Annotated in this window: 14 protein-coding genes and 1 pseudogene; 11 read left to right on the top strand and 4 right to left on the bottom strand. The window is 56.6% G+C overall.

Going from position 1 to position 15747, the window contains the following annotated elements; translation table 11 throughout:
- Positions 1–107: 107 nt before the first annotated feature.
- From AWB80_RS20160 to AWB80_RS20150, 3 genes are all read left to right on the top strand, one after another.
- On the top strand, positions 108–1160 hold the full coding sequence (locus tag AWB80_RS20160) for a proline racemase family protein (protein ID WP_061176443.1): 1053 nt from the start codon (positions 108–110) through the stop codon (positions 1158–1160).
- A 132-nt stretch (positions 1161–1292) separates the two neighbouring features.
- Positions 1293–1643, top strand: coding sequence for a cupin domain-containing protein (locus tag AWB80_RS20155; RefSeq protein WP_087131474.1), 351 nt, complete (start codon positions 1293–1295; stop codon positions 1641–1643).
- Positions 1644–1656: 13 nt separating this feature from the next.
- Positions 1657–2010, top strand: coding sequence for a RidA family protein (locus AWB80_RS20150; protein ID WP_061176441.1), 354 nt, complete (start codon positions 1657–1659; stop codon positions 2008–2010).
- 114 nt (positions 2011–2124) lie between these two features.
- Here the strand turns inward: AWB80_RS20150 and AWB80_RS20145 are convergent, their stop codons facing one another.
- Both AWB80_RS20145 and AWB80_RS20140 read right to left on the bottom strand, forming a co-directional pair.
- Positions 2125–3054: an ornithine cyclodeaminase family protein gene (locus AWB80_RS20145; RefSeq protein ID WP_061176440.1), complete on the bottom strand. Its 930-nt coding sequence runs from the start codon at positions 3052–3054 to the stop codon at positions 2125–2127.
- A 32-nt stretch (positions 3055–3086) separates the two neighbouring features.
- Complete coding sequence (locus AWB80_RS20140) at positions 3087–3383, bottom strand: DUF1330 domain-containing protein (protein ID WP_061176439.1); 297 nt, start codon at positions 3381–3383, stop codon at positions 3087–3089.
- Positions 3384–3884: 501 nt separating this feature from the next.
- Here AWB80_RS20140 and AWB80_RS20135 point away from each other — a divergent pair.
- From AWB80_RS20135 to tnpC, 3 genes are read left to right on the top strand one after another with little or no spacing between them, the layout of a single operon-like run.
- Positions 3885–4409 carry a transposase gene (locus AWB80_RS20135; protein WP_061176438.1) on the top strand — a complete coding sequence of 175 codons (525 nt, stop codon included), beginning with the start codon at positions 3885–3887 and terminating at the stop codon, positions 4407–4409.
- Positions 4385–4738 carry an IS66 family insertion sequence element accessory protein TnpB gene (gene tnpB, locus AWB80_RS20130; protein WP_061176437.1) on the top strand — a complete coding sequence of 118 codons (354 nt, stop codon included), beginning with the start codon at positions 4385–4387 and terminating at the stop codon, positions 4736–4738. The genes AWB80_RS20135 and tnpB overlap by 25 nt, the downstream gene beginning before the upstream one ends.
- Positions 4739–4768: 30 nt before the next feature.
- Positions 4769–6349, top strand: a complete 1581-nt coding sequence (gene tnpC, locus AWB80_RS20125; RefSeq protein WP_061176436.1) for an IS66 family transposase — start codon at positions 4769–4771, stop codon at positions 6347–6349.
- Between the two features lie 36 nt (positions 6350–6385).
- Here tnpC and AWB80_RS20120 read toward each other — a convergent pair whose 3' ends face one another.
- Positions 6386–7030 (bottom strand): glutamine amidotransferase, encoded by a 645-nt coding sequence (locus AWB80_RS20120; protein ID WP_061176435.1) that lies wholly within the window; start codon positions 7028–7030, stop codon positions 6386–6388.
- A gap of 274 nt (positions 7031–7304) precedes the next feature.
- A complete protein-coding gene (locus AWB80_RS20115; protein ID WP_061176434.1) occupies positions 7305–8351 on the bottom strand; it encodes a GlxA family transcriptional regulator in 1047 nt (348 codons plus the stop codon).
- Between the two features lie 335 nt (positions 8352–8686).
- Here AWB80_RS20115 and AWB80_RS20110 point away from each other — a divergent pair, with 335 nt between their 5' ends.
- The 5 genes and pseudogenes from AWB80_RS20110 to AWB80_RS44625 form a co-directional block, all read left to right on the top strand.
- Complete coding sequence (locus tag AWB80_RS20110; RefSeq protein ID WP_061176433.1) at positions 8687–10087, top strand: NAD(P)/FAD-dependent oxidoreductase; 1401 nt, start codon at positions 8687–8689, stop codon at positions 10085–10087.
- A gap of 2 nt (positions 10088–10089) precedes the next feature.
- The gene (locus AWB80_RS20105) at positions 10090–11064 is read left to right on the top strand and encodes an NAD(P)-dependent oxidoreductase (protein WP_061176432.1); all 975 of its coding nucleotides are present in this window, start codon (positions 10090–10092) and stop codon (positions 11062–11064) included.
- A gap of 8 nt (positions 11065–11072) precedes the next feature.
- Positions 11073–12512, top strand: coding sequence for an aldehyde dehydrogenase family protein (locus AWB80_RS20100; protein WP_167390469.1), 1440 nt, complete (start codon positions 11073–11075; stop codon positions 12510–12512).
- Between the two features lie 943 nt (positions 12513–13455).
- Positions 13456–14814, top strand: coding sequence for an MFS transporter (locus AWB80_RS20095; RefSeq protein ID WP_061176430.1), 1359 nt, complete (start codon positions 13456–13458; stop codon positions 14812–14814).
- Positions 14815–15550: 736 nt separating this feature from the next.
- Positions 15551–15747, top strand: a pseudogene (locus AWB80_RS44625) (MFS transporter); the annotation flags it as partial.

Here is a 15747-nt window from a genome sequence, read left to right as displayed (position 1 = left end):
GCTAGTACTTGATCCACGCTTTCGTCAGCCTAAAACTCATTCGAAAGCGTTCCATCGTGTCGTAATGCCCATCGTGCCATTTTGAAGCGCCTGGGCGGAGAGAAAACATGTCATTCAAGAGAACCATTCATGCGGTTGACACCCACGCCGGCACGCCGATGCGCGTGATCACCGGAGGTGTAACGCACATCCCTGGCAACAGCGTCTATGAAAAGATGAAGTGGCTGGAAAAAAACGATGATCAATTGCGCAAGCTGATGTTGCGCGAACCGCGCGGCTACCCGGCGCACTGCTGCAACATCATCGTACCGCCATCCCATCCCGAAGCGGACGCGGGCTACATCATCATGGAGCAGATTGAGTATCCCGTCATGTCCGGCGGCAATACCATCTCTGTTGTGACGGTTTTGCTCGAAATGGGCATGCTCCCGATGAAGGAACCTGTCACGGAGTTGGTTCTGGAAGCACCTGCAGGGCTCATCCGTGTAAAGGCCGAGTGCCGAAACGGAAAAGTGAAGAACGTTACCTTCCAGAACGTGCCGGCCTTTGCCGCCCATCTGGACGCAGTGATCGACGTTCCGCACCTGGGCAAGGTGACAGTCGATGTTGGCTGGGGCGGCATGTTCTACGTTATCGCCGATGTCCGCCAGTTCAAGGGCCTGAAATTGATCCCTCAGCATGGTAAGGAGATCGCGCGCATTTCTTCGATGATCAGGGAGGCCGCCATTGAGCAACTGCCGGTGGCTCATCCGGATTATCCGGGCGTCGGCATCACCATAACCCAGCTCTCCGGCCCGACCGACGACCCCAATGCGGATTGGAAGAATGTGGTGACCATGGCCTCGGGGGATTTTTCCTGGGACGATCCGACTACTTGGACGGGTGCGCTGGACCGCTGTCCCTGTGGTACCGGTACTTGCGCCAAGATGGCTGTCTTGCATGCGAAGGGTGAACTGCCGCTGAACAAGGACTTCCGTCACCAAAGCATCATCGGAAACGTGTACACGGGACGACTCCTCGAGGAAACGACCATCGGAGATAAGACCGCTGTCGTTCCGACCATAACAGGGACGAGCTGGATTTACGGATTGAACACGTTCGTTCTGGATCACGACGATCCCTTCACGGAGGGGTTCACCGTAGGCGATATCTGGGCTTGATATCCGCACTAAGCTCGCTTAAGTCGAGATGGATCGATTCGTTCGTTTCGGTCCATTTAGATGATTGCAATTTGTCCGCCAGTACCCAACGTTCTGGCGATCGTGTTACCTGAAATCCATAAGGTTCATCTCATGACTCAAGTTCTTACCATTGTTCGGAATGCCGAAGGCGCCGCTATGGGCCAACCCCAGCCGGCAAAGTTGCCCATGGGTGATGTCGTTGCGAATCAAAGCACAGCGCAGCATCAGGATGCGGCCGACGCGGGCGCCGGTGTGGGTGTTTGGGAAAGCTCGCCTGGGGTGTTCCGTCGCCATCTGAAAAATCGTGAGTTCAGCCATATCGTCAGCGGCTGGTGCATCTTCACGCCTGATGGCGGCGAGCCGGTGGAGTTGCGTGCCGGCGACGCAGTATTGTTCCCGGCGAACTGCGAAGGTGTTTGGGATATCCGCGAGACGCTTCGCAAGACTTACGTTCTGTTCTGAGGTGAGTTCGAACATGAGCGAGATCAAGCGATTTGCGATCAGTCGGCGAGCTAGCGGCGTCGTAGTGTCCGGCGATCACTTTGAGACATCGGGCATCGTCGCTGCGCCAGGCGCATCGCGGGGCATTGCCGAGCAAACACATTCGGTTCTGTTGCAACTGGAAGATTTGTTGCGGCAGGCGGGGGCCGCGAAGAAGAACCTAATCCGCATCCAGATCTGGCTGGCGGACATGAAGGACTTCGATGCGATGAACCATGTCTACGATGAGTGGATTGGTAACGTCGATCAGCCAGCGCGGGCCTGTGTCGGTTCGCGACTCGCACACGAGAGCTACCTCATCGAGATTCAGGCAACGGGTGCTCTCTGACTCATGCAGCATATCGATGCCGCCCATCCCTTTGCGATCGCATCGGAGAAAGGTTCAGGGCGGCATCAACTTGGGGCAGCTTCCGCGAGGCCTCGTTGTTAGCGCGGGAATCGCCTACAGCCCGATTTTTCGTAGCATGCAATCGGCAATCATGAGATCCAGATGAGCGCCACCGCCATTCTTAAATACCGTGATGCTATCTGGAGTTCGAGAGCTTGCGTCCGGGTTAGCGACCAGATCGTATAGGTCACCACGGACGTGATCGTGCGGTACCGCACCGGAGGCGATAGGGTCCGCAAGCTCCCCGATATGACGGGTGGTCTCGCGACTGTCGACGTAAAGAAGGCCCGCTGCAATTAACGAATCATCGGCTTCACGCATTTCCTTCGTGAACGCGCCGATCAGATCAACGTGCGTTCCAGGGCGAATCCATTCTCCGAGCAAAACGGGCTGCCGCGCCATGGTTGCGCTCGAGACAATATCCGCGGTTGCAAGTGCTGAGGGCAGGTCGGACACCGCCGTGACTGAAACAGGCAAGGCGTCTAGTCGATTGCTGAGTTCCTGGGCTTGCTCGATACGGCGTGTCCAAATCGAGATTTTCTGCAACCTCGGGAACAGTGCGCTGTAGGCGCGGGCGAGATTGCCCGCGACGCGGCCGGCACCCACAATGACCAAATGACGGCTCTCTGGTCGTGCCAGCAACGTAGCGCCCAGCACAGAGTCTGCAGCAGTCTTGAGGTCGGTGATAAGGTGACTGTCGATGACGGCGCGTAAGATGCCAGTGTCTGGCGAGTAAAGCAGCACGGCGCCATGGGTGTTCGGGAGTCCTTTGCTTGAGTTTGCACTGAAAACCGATTCGACTTTCACGCCGTAGCCCATGCCTTCGATTCGCGCTGTGCGATTCAACAGCATTTCGTCCGTCGGACCAACCAGTGAATCATGCGTTTCGGCCCTGGGCAGCAGATGGCCTTTACGCAAGGCATCAACTGCGTCGGACCAGCTCAATACGTCTTTCGCACCGTCATAGGTCAGGAAAGAAGACATAGCAAAAATATTCCTCTAAACGAAATCGCTATCTATACGCCTTCGACGATAGAAAATGTGCGCTCCATCGCTTTCTGTGCGAATTCCTTCGCCTTCTGGTATTTCTCGCTATAATAACAATCTAACGCGACCTGATAAGATCGAAACTCTACGACAAGAACGCGAGGTTTATTCGGGCCTTCTACCGTACTTGTCTGCTTGCCCCCCGCAACAAACTTAGCGCCATATTCATTAGCAATCTCGATCCAGGCTTCTGCATATTTCTGCATAGCCGATGAATCGGTTATTTCTTGACATTGAATTACCCAATATCCTTTAGGCTGTTCCATATTATTCCTCGTGCTTTGAAAGTATGTCGAAGGCGTGACATTGGCAACTGTTAGTCCACTTGTGTCACACCTCGATTGTCGGATCGATCGAAGAGTCTGTAGATGAGATTCAGGACCATATCAGGAAGACCGATGCCACTTTAGACATCTTTAGGTATCTAACTTGACCCTTCCCGCTCGGGTTGGGCGCTCTTGATATCCACGCCCCATCAAAGCAGTTTCTATACGCTCGGGACATCGGGCACTGCGGGGCGTAGTTGGTTGCTCAGCTGGTCGGAAGTCGTCTCGCCACAGTTATAGGCCTGAGCGAACGCGGCGAAGCTCTTAAGCAGGCTCGCTGCTTCGGGGGTTGGGTCGACGACGGTATGCAAGGCTCCCGTTTTGGTCGTCGGCTTGGAACCGGCCACCGCGGTCTCAACGTAAGCGGTCGATATTCGACGTCTGGCAGTGAGCGACAGTAGCGAGGACCATAGGTGTCCACCTATTTTGAGGTGGACACCTATGACTGGAATAGACTCAGAGTTGGCAGTAGTACGTCGCAGCAGCGATGGCCGTCGCCGCTATGACGAAAAAAGTAAACGCGCCTTGATTGAGGCAGCACTTCGTCCTGGAGTATCAGTCGCCGGTCTGGCTCAGGAGCACGGCATCAACGCCAATCTGCTGCGCAAGTGGATCGCGAAGTACCTGATGGAGCGCGAGAAAGGCATTTCGGCACCGCCGCAGCACAATGGCGACGACGAATGCAACCTGCCTCGGCCCGAAGAGTCGATTGATGGGGTGGCCATCGATCTTCCCGGCTCGCATCAACCCGTCCCCGTCAAGGTAAAGCGATCTGCGTTCGTGTCGGTTGTTTCAGCGTCGCCGACACAGCCGTCCACACCGCCATCGATGACACTGGCCTTGCATGTGCGTCTGCCGAATGGCGTCGAGCTTGAACTCGGCGGGGCAATCGCGACCATCGACGAGTTGATGACTATGGTTCAGATTCTGGGGAGGATGCCGTGTTCCGGTTCGACGAAAATCTGAAGGTCTACTTGCACCGCGATCCCGTCGATTTCCGCTACGGCATGAACAGTCTGTCGATCCTTGTCGAGCAGTCGATGCGCCTGAATCCGATGGACACGTCGCTTTACATCTTCGGCAACCGGCGCCGCGATCGGATAAAGATCCTCGGCTGGGATGGCAGTGGTTTCTGGCTCCTGTTGAAACGATTGGAGACAAGCCACTTCATATGGCCTGACAACAAGGCTGACATTGTGACAATGACGACCAACGTGCTGCACGCGTTGCTCGACGGCGATGACATCACCGCGATTCAACGACATCCAAAACGAGAATATGTCCGCGTGAGCTGAACAGTGAGGCGGGGTGCAGGTCTAAGCGGGATGCCGACCAACGTCACGATCACCGCCGAGGAGTTGAAGGCGTTGCTCGCCGAGCGCGATGCCGCTCGTGCATTGCGAGAAGAACAGGAGGCATTACGCGGCGCTTTGCGGCTCGTGACGGCCGAGCGCGATCTCGCCGAGGAGCGCCTCCGAGCCTATCGTCGCGAACTGTTCGGCGCCAAGAGTGAAGCACGAGATTCTAATCAACCTAGCCTGTTCAACGAAGCCGAGACGCTCGGCGCGAACAGCGCGCCCGCACAGGAAGACACGCCGGAGACGACGGTCGCCGCGCACAAGCGCAAGAGGCGCGGTCATCGCAAGCCGCTAGATCCGAATCTGCCGCGCGAGGTCGTGCGACACGAACTGCCCGAAGCCGAACGCTTCTGCACGAACGATGGGCATGCGCTCGTCGAGATAGGCGCGGAGATCAGTGAGCAGCTCGATGTGATCCCCGAGCAGCTCCGAGTGATCCAACACCAGCGTGTTAAATATGCGTGTCCGTGCTGCGATCTTGGCATCAAGGTCACGCCGGCGCCGCTGCGCATCATCCCGCGCGGACTGTTGAGCGAATCGGCGCTCGCATGGATTGCCACCGGCAAATATCAGTTCGGCATGCCGCTCTATCGTCAGGCTGGTTTGCTATGTCGCTTCGGCGGCGACATCTCTTCGAACACGATCGCCGCCAGCATGGTTCGCGTTGGCCTCGCGACCCAGCCCGTGATCAACTTGATGCGCGATGCGTTACTCGAGGCAGAGCTGATCTACTGCGACGAGACAACGTTCCAGGTACTGAAAGAGAAAGGGAGAAAACCACAAACGAAGAGCTACCTCTGGGCGCAGATGACCGGCTCTGGCGTCCCTATCCGCTGCTTCAGCTATACACCCGGACGCGGCGCCAAGCTGGCCGACAAGCTGTTCGCGGGGATTCGCAAGGGCGCGGTTCTGGTAACTGACGGCTACGAGCCCTACAACGACATCGCTCAACGCTACGACCTCGTGCACCTCGGATGTTGGGCACACCTGAGACGGTACTTCATCAAAGCCGAGGAGAACGTGCCGAAAGCCGCGCGTTCCCCCGATCTGCTCGCGACACGCTTCATCACGCTGATCGGCAAGCTGTTCGCTGCGGAGGCCCGCTCTAAGAAATGGAAGCTTGAGCGACGACAGCGATTGCGACGGCGATACAGCACGCGCATACTCGACGCCATCTACGCCCTGGCGCTCGCGCAGTCGCCCGGCATCGTGCCAAAAAGTTTGCTTGGAAAGGCACTGACCTATCTGCGCGAGCAGTGGCCGAAGCTGATCCGCTATATCGAGAACGGCAGTTGGCCCATCTCGAACAACCCTTGTGAAAACGCGATTCGCCCCTTCGTCGTTGGGCGCCGTTCATGGCTTTTTAGCGACACGGTTGCGGGGGCAAACGCAAGTGCAAACCTCTACAGCCTGATCGAAACGTGCAAAGCCGGCGGCATCGATCCCTATCGTTACCTGCACTGGTTATTCCAGTGCCTTCCTCTGGCGAAGACCGTCGACGACTACGACGCGCTGCTTCCCTGGAAGATGCCCGCAGATCTCCGCTGACCCGCTTCGCTATCACACATCACGCGCTCTACCATCTTACTCTGAGGGGCGTCGTTCGTGGATCGCATACGTCTCAACCAGGTACCCGTTCATCGCAGAGGTCGAGAACTCCGGATGAAACTGCAAGCCCCATGCGCATGGACCAAATCGAAACGCTTGATGTAGATCGTGTTCGCTGCGGGCCAGCGATATCGCACCATCGGGCAACCCAAGCACCGACTGGCAATGCACCAGATGCGCGGGAAATTTCTTTGGCAAGCCCTTAAGCAAGGGGTCCCGAGAGGCCGACTCCAGAAGTTCGACGCTTTTCGTGCCAATCTCAATGCCTGCAGGGTGATTATCTACATGTCCACCTAACGCGTGGGCCAACAACTGATGGCCGTAGCAAATCCCCAGTACAGGCACCGCCGTCTCAACGCAAATTTTTAGCCACTGCCCCAACTGTTCGCTCCAATGGGCCCGATCCGTCACCATCGCATGCGAACCGCTCACGATAACCCCAGAGAAGTCCAGCGGCGATGGAAGCTCGCGCGCAAGCCGTGCATCGAGACAGCAGTACTCCACGCCTTCTCCGAGCCCCGATGCGATCCAGTTGTCGAAGTCGCCATTTGATCGGCTAATTGACGGAAAGGTTCGGCCGGTGAGAACGATAAGAATCGGTTTAACTAGGAGGTTTCGCATAGCTTGGCCCAAGAAAGATTAGGGTCATAAAGCATGGTAAAGAGATGACCGGCGATCAGCGTTCGAGAACTAACAGCGGGCCACCGCTGCAATTTGAGACGCGTTTGCCGGGGCGTTGCATACCGACGCGCTACAAACCGCGCTTGGACACGTCCGGCGACTGATAGACATCGATTTGACCTTTCTTTCGGACCGGGATTGCCAGCCGAACAGAATCCCTTTCCGTCTCGCGCATGCCAGATCTGCTGGCGCTATCGATTGCTGCAAGTCCTTCTCACGTCGTCCCTAGCAGACGTTCCACCTCATGTCGACGCTTCCGATAGGCCGACGGCGTCTCTCCGTATTGCTTTCGAAACCAGAGGATAAAATGCGACGCATCGGAGAAACCACACTCAATGGCGATCGTGGTGACATTCCTGCTCGTATCCGCAAGCTGCTTGCGCGCGTGCTCGAGCCTGAGCTTTCGCCAGTAATTTGCGGGCGCGTCGTTGGTGTTGTTGAGGAAAGCGCGATTCAACTGCCGGGGACTGGTACCTGCATGGTCTGCAACCTCTTTCAATGTCGCCGTCGAGCCGAGGTTGGCCCGCATGAACGCAATCGCCTTCCACACAATTTCGTTTTGGTAAACATGCGGCTCGGCGTCGGGTTGGGATTCTGGCGCCTTTTCAAGCGCCGTGTCTGCAAGCAGATACTTGAGGCCCTTCTGCGCGCGAATCTCGCCGCAATGGCGGCGGATCATGTTGGCGGCCAGATCGATAGCTGTCCCGCCGGGACACGTAATAATCCCTCCGTCATCCACATAGCTCTTGTCGACCAACGCCGTGGCCGAGGGGAACCGTTGCAAAAATTCCTCGCGGATCGTGAAGTGGATAGCGCATCGCCGGCCGTCCAACAAACCTGCCCTGCCGAGCACAAAAGACCCAGAGCACAGTGCGACTATTGGCACGCCGGCCGCATGTACTTTGCGCAGCGCATCAAGCAGCCAGCTAGGCGGGTCTCGCGTTTCCCCTAGCAATCCGCCCGCAAGGACGATGTAATCGTAAGATTCAAGCTGCTCCAACGGCTTCGTTGGCAGGATTGGCATGCCGCAACTCGCAGCGATAGGCTGGTCGTTGCATGTCATCCAATCCCATTTACAATAAATCTGCCGGCTTCGAAACGATTTATCCGCAGCAAATCTTAATGAATCTACCAAGCCGGCTACGGGAACCAGCGTGAATTGATTCATCAGAATAAAGCCGACTCGAAGATCTGGCCTGGTCGGCGGCAAATCTTCAGATTCTGGACTCTCGTCTCCAGTGTCTTCGTCTTTTAGTTCCATCGCTCATCTCCGGAGATTCCGGTACAAACTGCGCTCGCAGTGTACGACGTTGTCGATGTCCTGTATGTTGCAGATATACCTAAAAATATAATACTACTGCCAACTTGCAATTGCAGCGTTTCGGCGGTCATTTTATTAGGGCACGAAGGCCTCCGCGCAATGACGTCGCGGGGCAATAGGTGCCGGGGCCGAGCGAGCGCGGCCGATTCCGGCGTAGGGAAAGTCCTAGTGTGGCTAATACGGCGCATTCTAAGAATTGTCCTTCGCGTGATAGCCCAGTGATCTGGACAGCAGGAAAATCGGTCCCAGTTTGATTTTCTATCAGGGCGAAAAATATGTACCGAGGTTTCTGGTATGCACAGGCGCTGGATCGTGAATGTGCATTGGCGCCGGCACTTGAAGGAACGACGCAAGCCGATGTGTGCCTCATTGGAGGCGGTTACCTGGCGATGTGGTCTGCGATCCGGATGAAGAAGGCCGATCCGAGTCTGGATATCGTGATAATCGAGAAGGACCGCTGCGGCTCCGGCGCCAGTGGGCGCAATGGTGGTTTCGTCAATAACTGGTGGGCAAAATATCTTTCGCTGATGAGTATTTGCGGCGAAGCCGAGGCGCGGCGCATTTGCGAGGCCGCAGAATCGGCGATCGACGAAATCGGCGAATTCTGCCACGAACACAACATCGATGCCCAGTTCCGCAAGGACGGTTGGCTGTGGACTGCAAGCAATCCGCGCCAGCACAATTCCTGGCTGGTGCTGACTGAGAGCCTGGCAAAGTACGACGTCAACCCGTTCAAGACGATGACGCCCGAGGAGGCAAGGTATAAATCCGGCTCTCCGCGCATCTTGTCAGGCATTTTCGACCCTAATGCCGCCACCGTGCAGCCGGCCCTGCTCGCCCGCGGTCTGCGCCGCGTGGCGATCGAGCTCGGCGTGCGCATCTATGAAAAGACGCCGATGACCCGCCTGGAGCGCAGCAAGCCGCCGGTGGTGCACACTGAGCGCGGCCAGATCCGCGCCAAGAAAGTGGTCATTGCCATGAACGCATGGAGCGCGCAATTTCCCGAACTCAAGCGGATGTTCGTGGTCATGTCCAGCGACATGATTGCAACCGCTCCGATGAAGGCGCGGCTTGACGCCACAGGATTCAAGACTGGCGTCTGCGTGAGCGACTCGCGCACTGTGCTCAACTACTGGCGCAACACACCGGACGGTCGCATTGTGTTCGGCAAGCCGCTGGGGCAGTTCGCCTTCGCCTCGAGAATCGGCAATCTGTACGATAAGCCATGCCCGGCGATCGATGGCGTCACGAAGGAAATGCGTTCCTTCTATCCACAACTGGCCGACGTGCCCATTGTTAGCAGTTGGACAGGACCGCTGGATCGTGCCATGAAGGGGCTGCCCAACTTCGGCTATCTCGGCGGTCATCGCGACATCGTCTTCGGCGTGGGCTTCTCCGGCGCCGGCGTAGGCCCAACGGTTTTCGCCAGCCGCATCATTAAGTCGCTGGTCGAAGAGGCCAACGATGAATGGGCCAATTGTGGGCTGGTCAACCAGAAGATGAAACTCCTGCCGCCCGAGCCATTCCGCTACCTTGGCGCGCGCATGGTGCGCGATGCCCTCGTACGCAAGGAATCACTGGAGGACCAGGACCGTGATGCGAATCCGCTGACCAATTTCCTGACCTCGCTGGCGCCTGCTGGTTACGCGCCGAAGAAAGTCGTTACGAAAGGATGACCATGTCACATCACGTCGTATTTCTCGACAACGAAGGCATTGCGCCTTCGGTGAAAGTGCCTCAATTGCCTTTCGCACACACCTGGTCCAGCTATGACTACACGTCACCGCAAGATCTAGTGGCGCGACTGCAAGACGCGACCATCGCGCTCACCTGCAGCGTGCCGTTGCGTGCCGAGCATCTCCGGCAACTGCCCAAGCTCAAGATGATTTCGCTGGCGTTGACAGGTACAGACATTGTCGACCTCGACTACTGCGGTGAGCATGGCATCGTTGTGACGAACGTGCCCGGATATGCTGCAAATACTGTCGCCGAGCATGCGATTGCCATGATGTTCGAATTGCTGCGCAAGCCTTCGAGCTATCATCGTTTGATGCAAAAGATACATCGTGGCGAAGAACCTCCGCGAAATATCTATTTCGATTTCAGGATTCGCGATGTTGGCGGCAAGACGCTCGGGATCATCGGAAATGGTGTCATTGCTCGTCGGCTGGCTGAGTTGGCGCGAGGCCTGGGCATGAAGGTGTGGTTCTACGACAAGGGCGGTGAATTTAAAGGCGATGAGTACGTTTCAATGGCGAAGCTTCTCGCGATCAGCGATGTGATCTCACTCAATGTGCCGCTCACATCTGAAACACGGGACATGCTTGGTGCGAAAGAACTTACCCAGATGAAGCGCGATGCCATTCTGATCAATACCGCACGGGGCGGCGTTGTGAATGAATCAGCGTTGATCGACGCGATTCTCAACGGCACGATTGGCGGCGCTGCGCTGGATGTCTTGGTGAATGAGCCGGTCGATCCTCAGGATCCCATCTTTCAACTTATTGATCTGGACAACTTTATTTTAAACCCGCATGTCGCCTGGAGTAGCGTAGACGCCATGCAAGGTCTGATCGACAAAGCGCTCAACAACATCGTGCAATTCGCGAACGGTGAGACGCCTCAATTTGCTATTCAAAAGGTACCCGCATGACCTCCGACATCAAAACCAGCTTTATCGACGGTGCCTTCGTCGAAGCAGACAGCCACGGCGATATCCTCGAAAATCGCAATCCTTCCCAGCCCACAGATATCGTCGACCGGTTTGCACGTGCGGACGCGGCGTTAACGGAGAAGGCCATCCATGCGGCTAAAGCAGCGTTTCGCGACTGGAGTACGAGCAGCCCACAATTGCGGGCCAATGTTCTCGATCGGATCGGTAGTGAGATCCTCGCGCGCCGTGCGGAACTCGCTGAACTGCTCGCCCGGGAGGAGGGCAAGATCGTGCGCGAAGCGCTGGGCGAGGTCGACCGCGCCGGCCACTCCTTCAAGTTCTATGCGCAGGAAGCGCTTCGTGCCAAAGGCGAAAAGTACGATTCGGTGCGAGAGCGCGTGAGCGTCGACGTCTTCACGCAGCCAGTCGGCGTGATCGGTGTCATCAGTCCGTGGAACTTCCCGTTCGCCATCCCCGCGTGGAAGATCGCGCCGGCCCTGGCGTACGGTAACACCGTCGTGTTCAAGCCGGCCGAACTGGTTCCTTCGTCGGCGTGGGCGCTCGCGGATATTATCTCGCGTTCCGGTCTGCCGGCCGGCGTTTTCAATATGCTCATCGGGCCGGGACGCGTTGTTGGTGACACCATTCTGCGCTCGCCGTCGATTGACGCCATTACGTTTACCGGGTCCGAATCCACCGGCCGCCAGGTTGCCCAAATTGCCGCGGAACGTATGATCCGCGTGCAACTGGAAATGGGCGGTAAGAATCCGCTCGTTGTGCTCGACGATGCCGACCTGGACGTCGCAGTCGAAGTGGCATTGAATGGTTCGTTCTATTCCACTGGCCAGCGTTGCACGGCCAGCTCTCGAGTGATCGTGACCGCTGGAATCCACGATGCCTTCGTTCAGCGCCTCGCCGAGCGCACTCGCGCACTTCGTGTAGGCGATGCGCGTGGCCCCGAAACCGACATCGGCCCAGTCGTCGATCCGAGCCAGCTCAAGCAGAATCTTTCCTATGTCGAGTCGGGGCTCCGAGAGGGCGCAACGTTGATGTGTGGCGGAAAGCATCTGGAAAATGAAAAGGGTGCCTACCACTTCTCACCAGCACTGTTCACCGAAGTTCAGCCGGATATGAAGATCTACCGAGAAGAAATCTTCGGACCGGTATTAGCTGTCCTCAAAGTGGCGGATTACGAAGCGGCGCTCGCGGCTGCAGAGGATACACCGTTCGGGCTCTCCGCTGGCATCGTGACAACATCGTTGAAATATGCAGAGGACTTCAAGCGGCGTTCGTCTGCCGGCATGGTGATGGTCAATCTGCCCACGGCAGGCGTGGACTATCACGTCCCGTTTGGCGGAAACCGTGGCTCGAGTTTGGGCCCGCGAGAGCAGGGAACCTACGCCCGTCAATTCTTTACGCGAGTGAAGACGACATATCAATTAGCCTGAGCACGCACGATGGCCGATCGGCGGTGCGGGATCGCGCAGGGGCGAAAAGCTCTAAAAGACTCCTTCGGCGCTGAACCCGTGCTGCCCTGTCGTCGGTCGACTCTTCCCGGTCGTATCTCCTGTTGTCCCCGAGAGTTGGGGTTGAAATGAACGGATGTCGCCCATCCGATCAGTGAAGCTGACGAGAGTTCGCGTCGCGGCATTGCCGCCGATGCTTGACCCCTTTACATATGAATCGACAGCGTCAATGTTCGCTCGATGACGACAAATTTAAATGGGGGAGCCCGACATAAGGTCTTGGACGGAGCGTAGCGGACAATACGTGGGGCAATCAATCAGCGGACACGAGCGCTCCACTGGTCGTCTCATTGCCCTATGCAAGCTCCGACTTCGTGATCATCAATTGATGTTCGAGTTGATTAATTGCATTATTACATTGTTTGTGCACGGCCGTATTTATAATCGGAAGCTGGAAGGAAAGTCGGGAATCGTAGCTTAAGGGGATACCCTGAGTGGCAGCAACATCATAGCAATTGCCCCATTAGTTATATGCAGGTAACGCGCTCTGATTCGATACTTAATACATCAGTAGCTCACGCCAGCCGGAGATTGGGCGACTAGCCTACCGAGATATTCAGCTTCCCGTCAGCTGACACGCGACCGTCATAGTCGTGTGAGTTGTCGTAGCTTGCATCATGAGTCACTGTTCGATCGACTAACCGAGCCGTTCCACGGAACGCGGAACTTCGGGCGCTTTAGAAGCGTGATCGATTTCACAATAACGCGTCATTGTTCTAGACACTGACTCAGAAAATATCGAGTCATAAGTACAACGATCGATAGTGTCAGAACAAATGGCTGCAACTTAACGAGACGTTCTGTTATGCGGAGCGATCTGAATAAATATTCAGTTTTCGGTCGCATGAAAATAGGAGGAAATACCATGTCATTTCAGAGTAAGCCTTTAACCGCCACCGGTGAGATCGTTAATGCCGAGACGTCCCTAGCGTTCAAACGGCGCTTCATGATGAGGATGATTTTCGTCCTGACGGGCGGCATGTTCCTCGATGGCTATATCCTCGGAATCGTCGGCCCGGTGTCATCCAGACTAACGGCCGAGCTTGGCGTTTCAACATTCTGGGAAGGTCTGATCGCTGCGGGCGCTTTATTTGGCATCTTGTTCGGTTCCCCGCTGGGCGGCTGGGCTGCCGACAAGTACGGCCGCAAGCCTATGTTCATGGCGGACATGGCGCTGTTCCTGATTTCTTCCGCGATGCAGTTCTTCGTGAGCACGCCGATGGAGCTTTTCATTGTGCGCCTAATGATGGGCGTCGCGATCGGCGCCGAATATTCGGTCGGCTGGCCACTCATGTCGGAGTTCGCGCCTGCCAAACTACGAGGGCGGCTTATGGGCGTAACGCTGGTCGCCTGGTACGCCGGATTCATGGTCGCCTATGCGGTTGGATTTGCGTTGAACGAGTCGACACACCTCGGCTGGCGATTCATCCTGGGTACGAGCACGTTTATCGCGGTGATCCTGTTCTTCGCTCGGGTTGGCCTGCCAGAGTCGCCCCGCTGGCTGTGGAACCAGAAGCGCGTAGACGAGGCTCGTGCCATTGCTCGCCGCTATATGAGGAGCGCCGATGCGGCTGACGTCGAGCGCGAATGCAGCACCCACAATGGTCTGAAGCTGGGCATGCTCTTCTCGCCGCTGTACTGGCGAGCCACGCTCTTCATGTCGATGTTCTGGTTCTGCGCCGTCACACCCTACTTCGCGATTGGAACATTCGCGGACAGCGTGCTCCAGAAATACGGCCTCAGTGGTGGCCTCGCGGGCGGGATCGGTCTCTCCGCAGTTGCTCTGGCCGGTGTCGTGGCCACGGTTCTCCTGATCGACAAGCTCGGGCGCCGTACGCTGACCGTGCCGCCGCAGTGGCTGTGCACCGTAGTCCTCGCAATCATCGGCCTTTGGACTGCTGCTCCGCCCGTCGCGGTGTTGGCGTTGTTCCTCGTTTTCTCTTTTTTCAACGCTGGATACAACACGCTGACCGGAATCTACCCTGGCGAGGTTTTTCCAACTGAGGCTCGCGGCATCGGTACCGGCTTCGCGACCGCCGTCAGTCGTGTTGGAGCAGGTCTTGGCACGTTCCTTCTGCCCTGGTCTATGAGTCACATTGGCGCATCAGGGACCATGCTGATCGCTGCTGCGATCGCTGGTGTGGGAGCGGCACTGTCGCAGTGGCTTGCGCCCGAAACCAAAGGCAAAAGCCTTACCGAAACGGCCGCTGGATATGCGCACTAGGCTGATATCCACCAAGGACAATTGAATTGATTTAATGGACCGAATTTTGAAGCAAATCGAAATCGTCGCGATGTCACGGCACATCTCTCCTTTGTTTAGCGACCTGTCGTAAGGATCCGGCATGCATCGACGTGTTGTGGTTCAAGCACAGAGCAGGTTCACGTCGCGAGCGTAACTAATGGAAGGGTTGTGCTCGCAACTGTGCGACAGGCGTGCGGCGGCTGTTAGCGTCTCGAGCGTCTCGGGAAACGCGGATTGGAGATGATGCTCAGCCTGCCTTTTTCGGCCAGTGACAACTTGCCCCAACCGCGTACCCGACCTTGACTAAGCCGAACCGGGGCGTACCTCGCCTCATGCTGCGCGTGGCGAGCGTCGAATAGGGTCGCTGCTTGGCGCAGGAAATAGTCTGACATTAGGTGTGTTTGCGTTTGTTTAAACATAAAAACCTTCTATGACAGCAAATCGTCGTTTTCTTCGCACGATCGATCGGGTTAATTTTGAGTGATTGCGGTCGTGGTCCGCTCTAAAGGGTAAACGATCAGAGGCGCTGAAGAGGCCCGTGGCGCCTTGCTGAGAGCGTCACCGCCAATCTCCGGATTTTCTGAATTGCGTTTTTGCATTGACAAAGCCAACCTTCCAAAACTATTCTGATTGCGTTTCTTAGATCAAATAGTAAATATGGCGGTGGCGCAAAAACACCACCAAACCAATTTTCGAATCCGGCCGGAGACAAGCCATGACTTCCGCAGCACACGCAAATCCCGCAACGCTTATTTCGCCAGACGAAGAGGAGCTTCAGCGGCAAGCCGTATCGAAGACCGCGTGGCGGTTGCTTCCTCTTCTGACGCTCGCTTTCATCTTCAACTACATCGACAGAACGAGCGTTGGATTCGCCGCGCTGAGCATGAATGCGGACCTTGGCTTGTCTGCGAC

This window comes from Caballeronia pedi (assembly GCF_001544915.2).
Lineage (GTDB): Bacteria > Pseudomonadota > Gammaproteobacteria > Burkholderiales > Burkholderiaceae > Caballeronia > Caballeronia pedi.
This window is presented reverse-complemented; position numbering and strand designations above follow the sequence as displayed.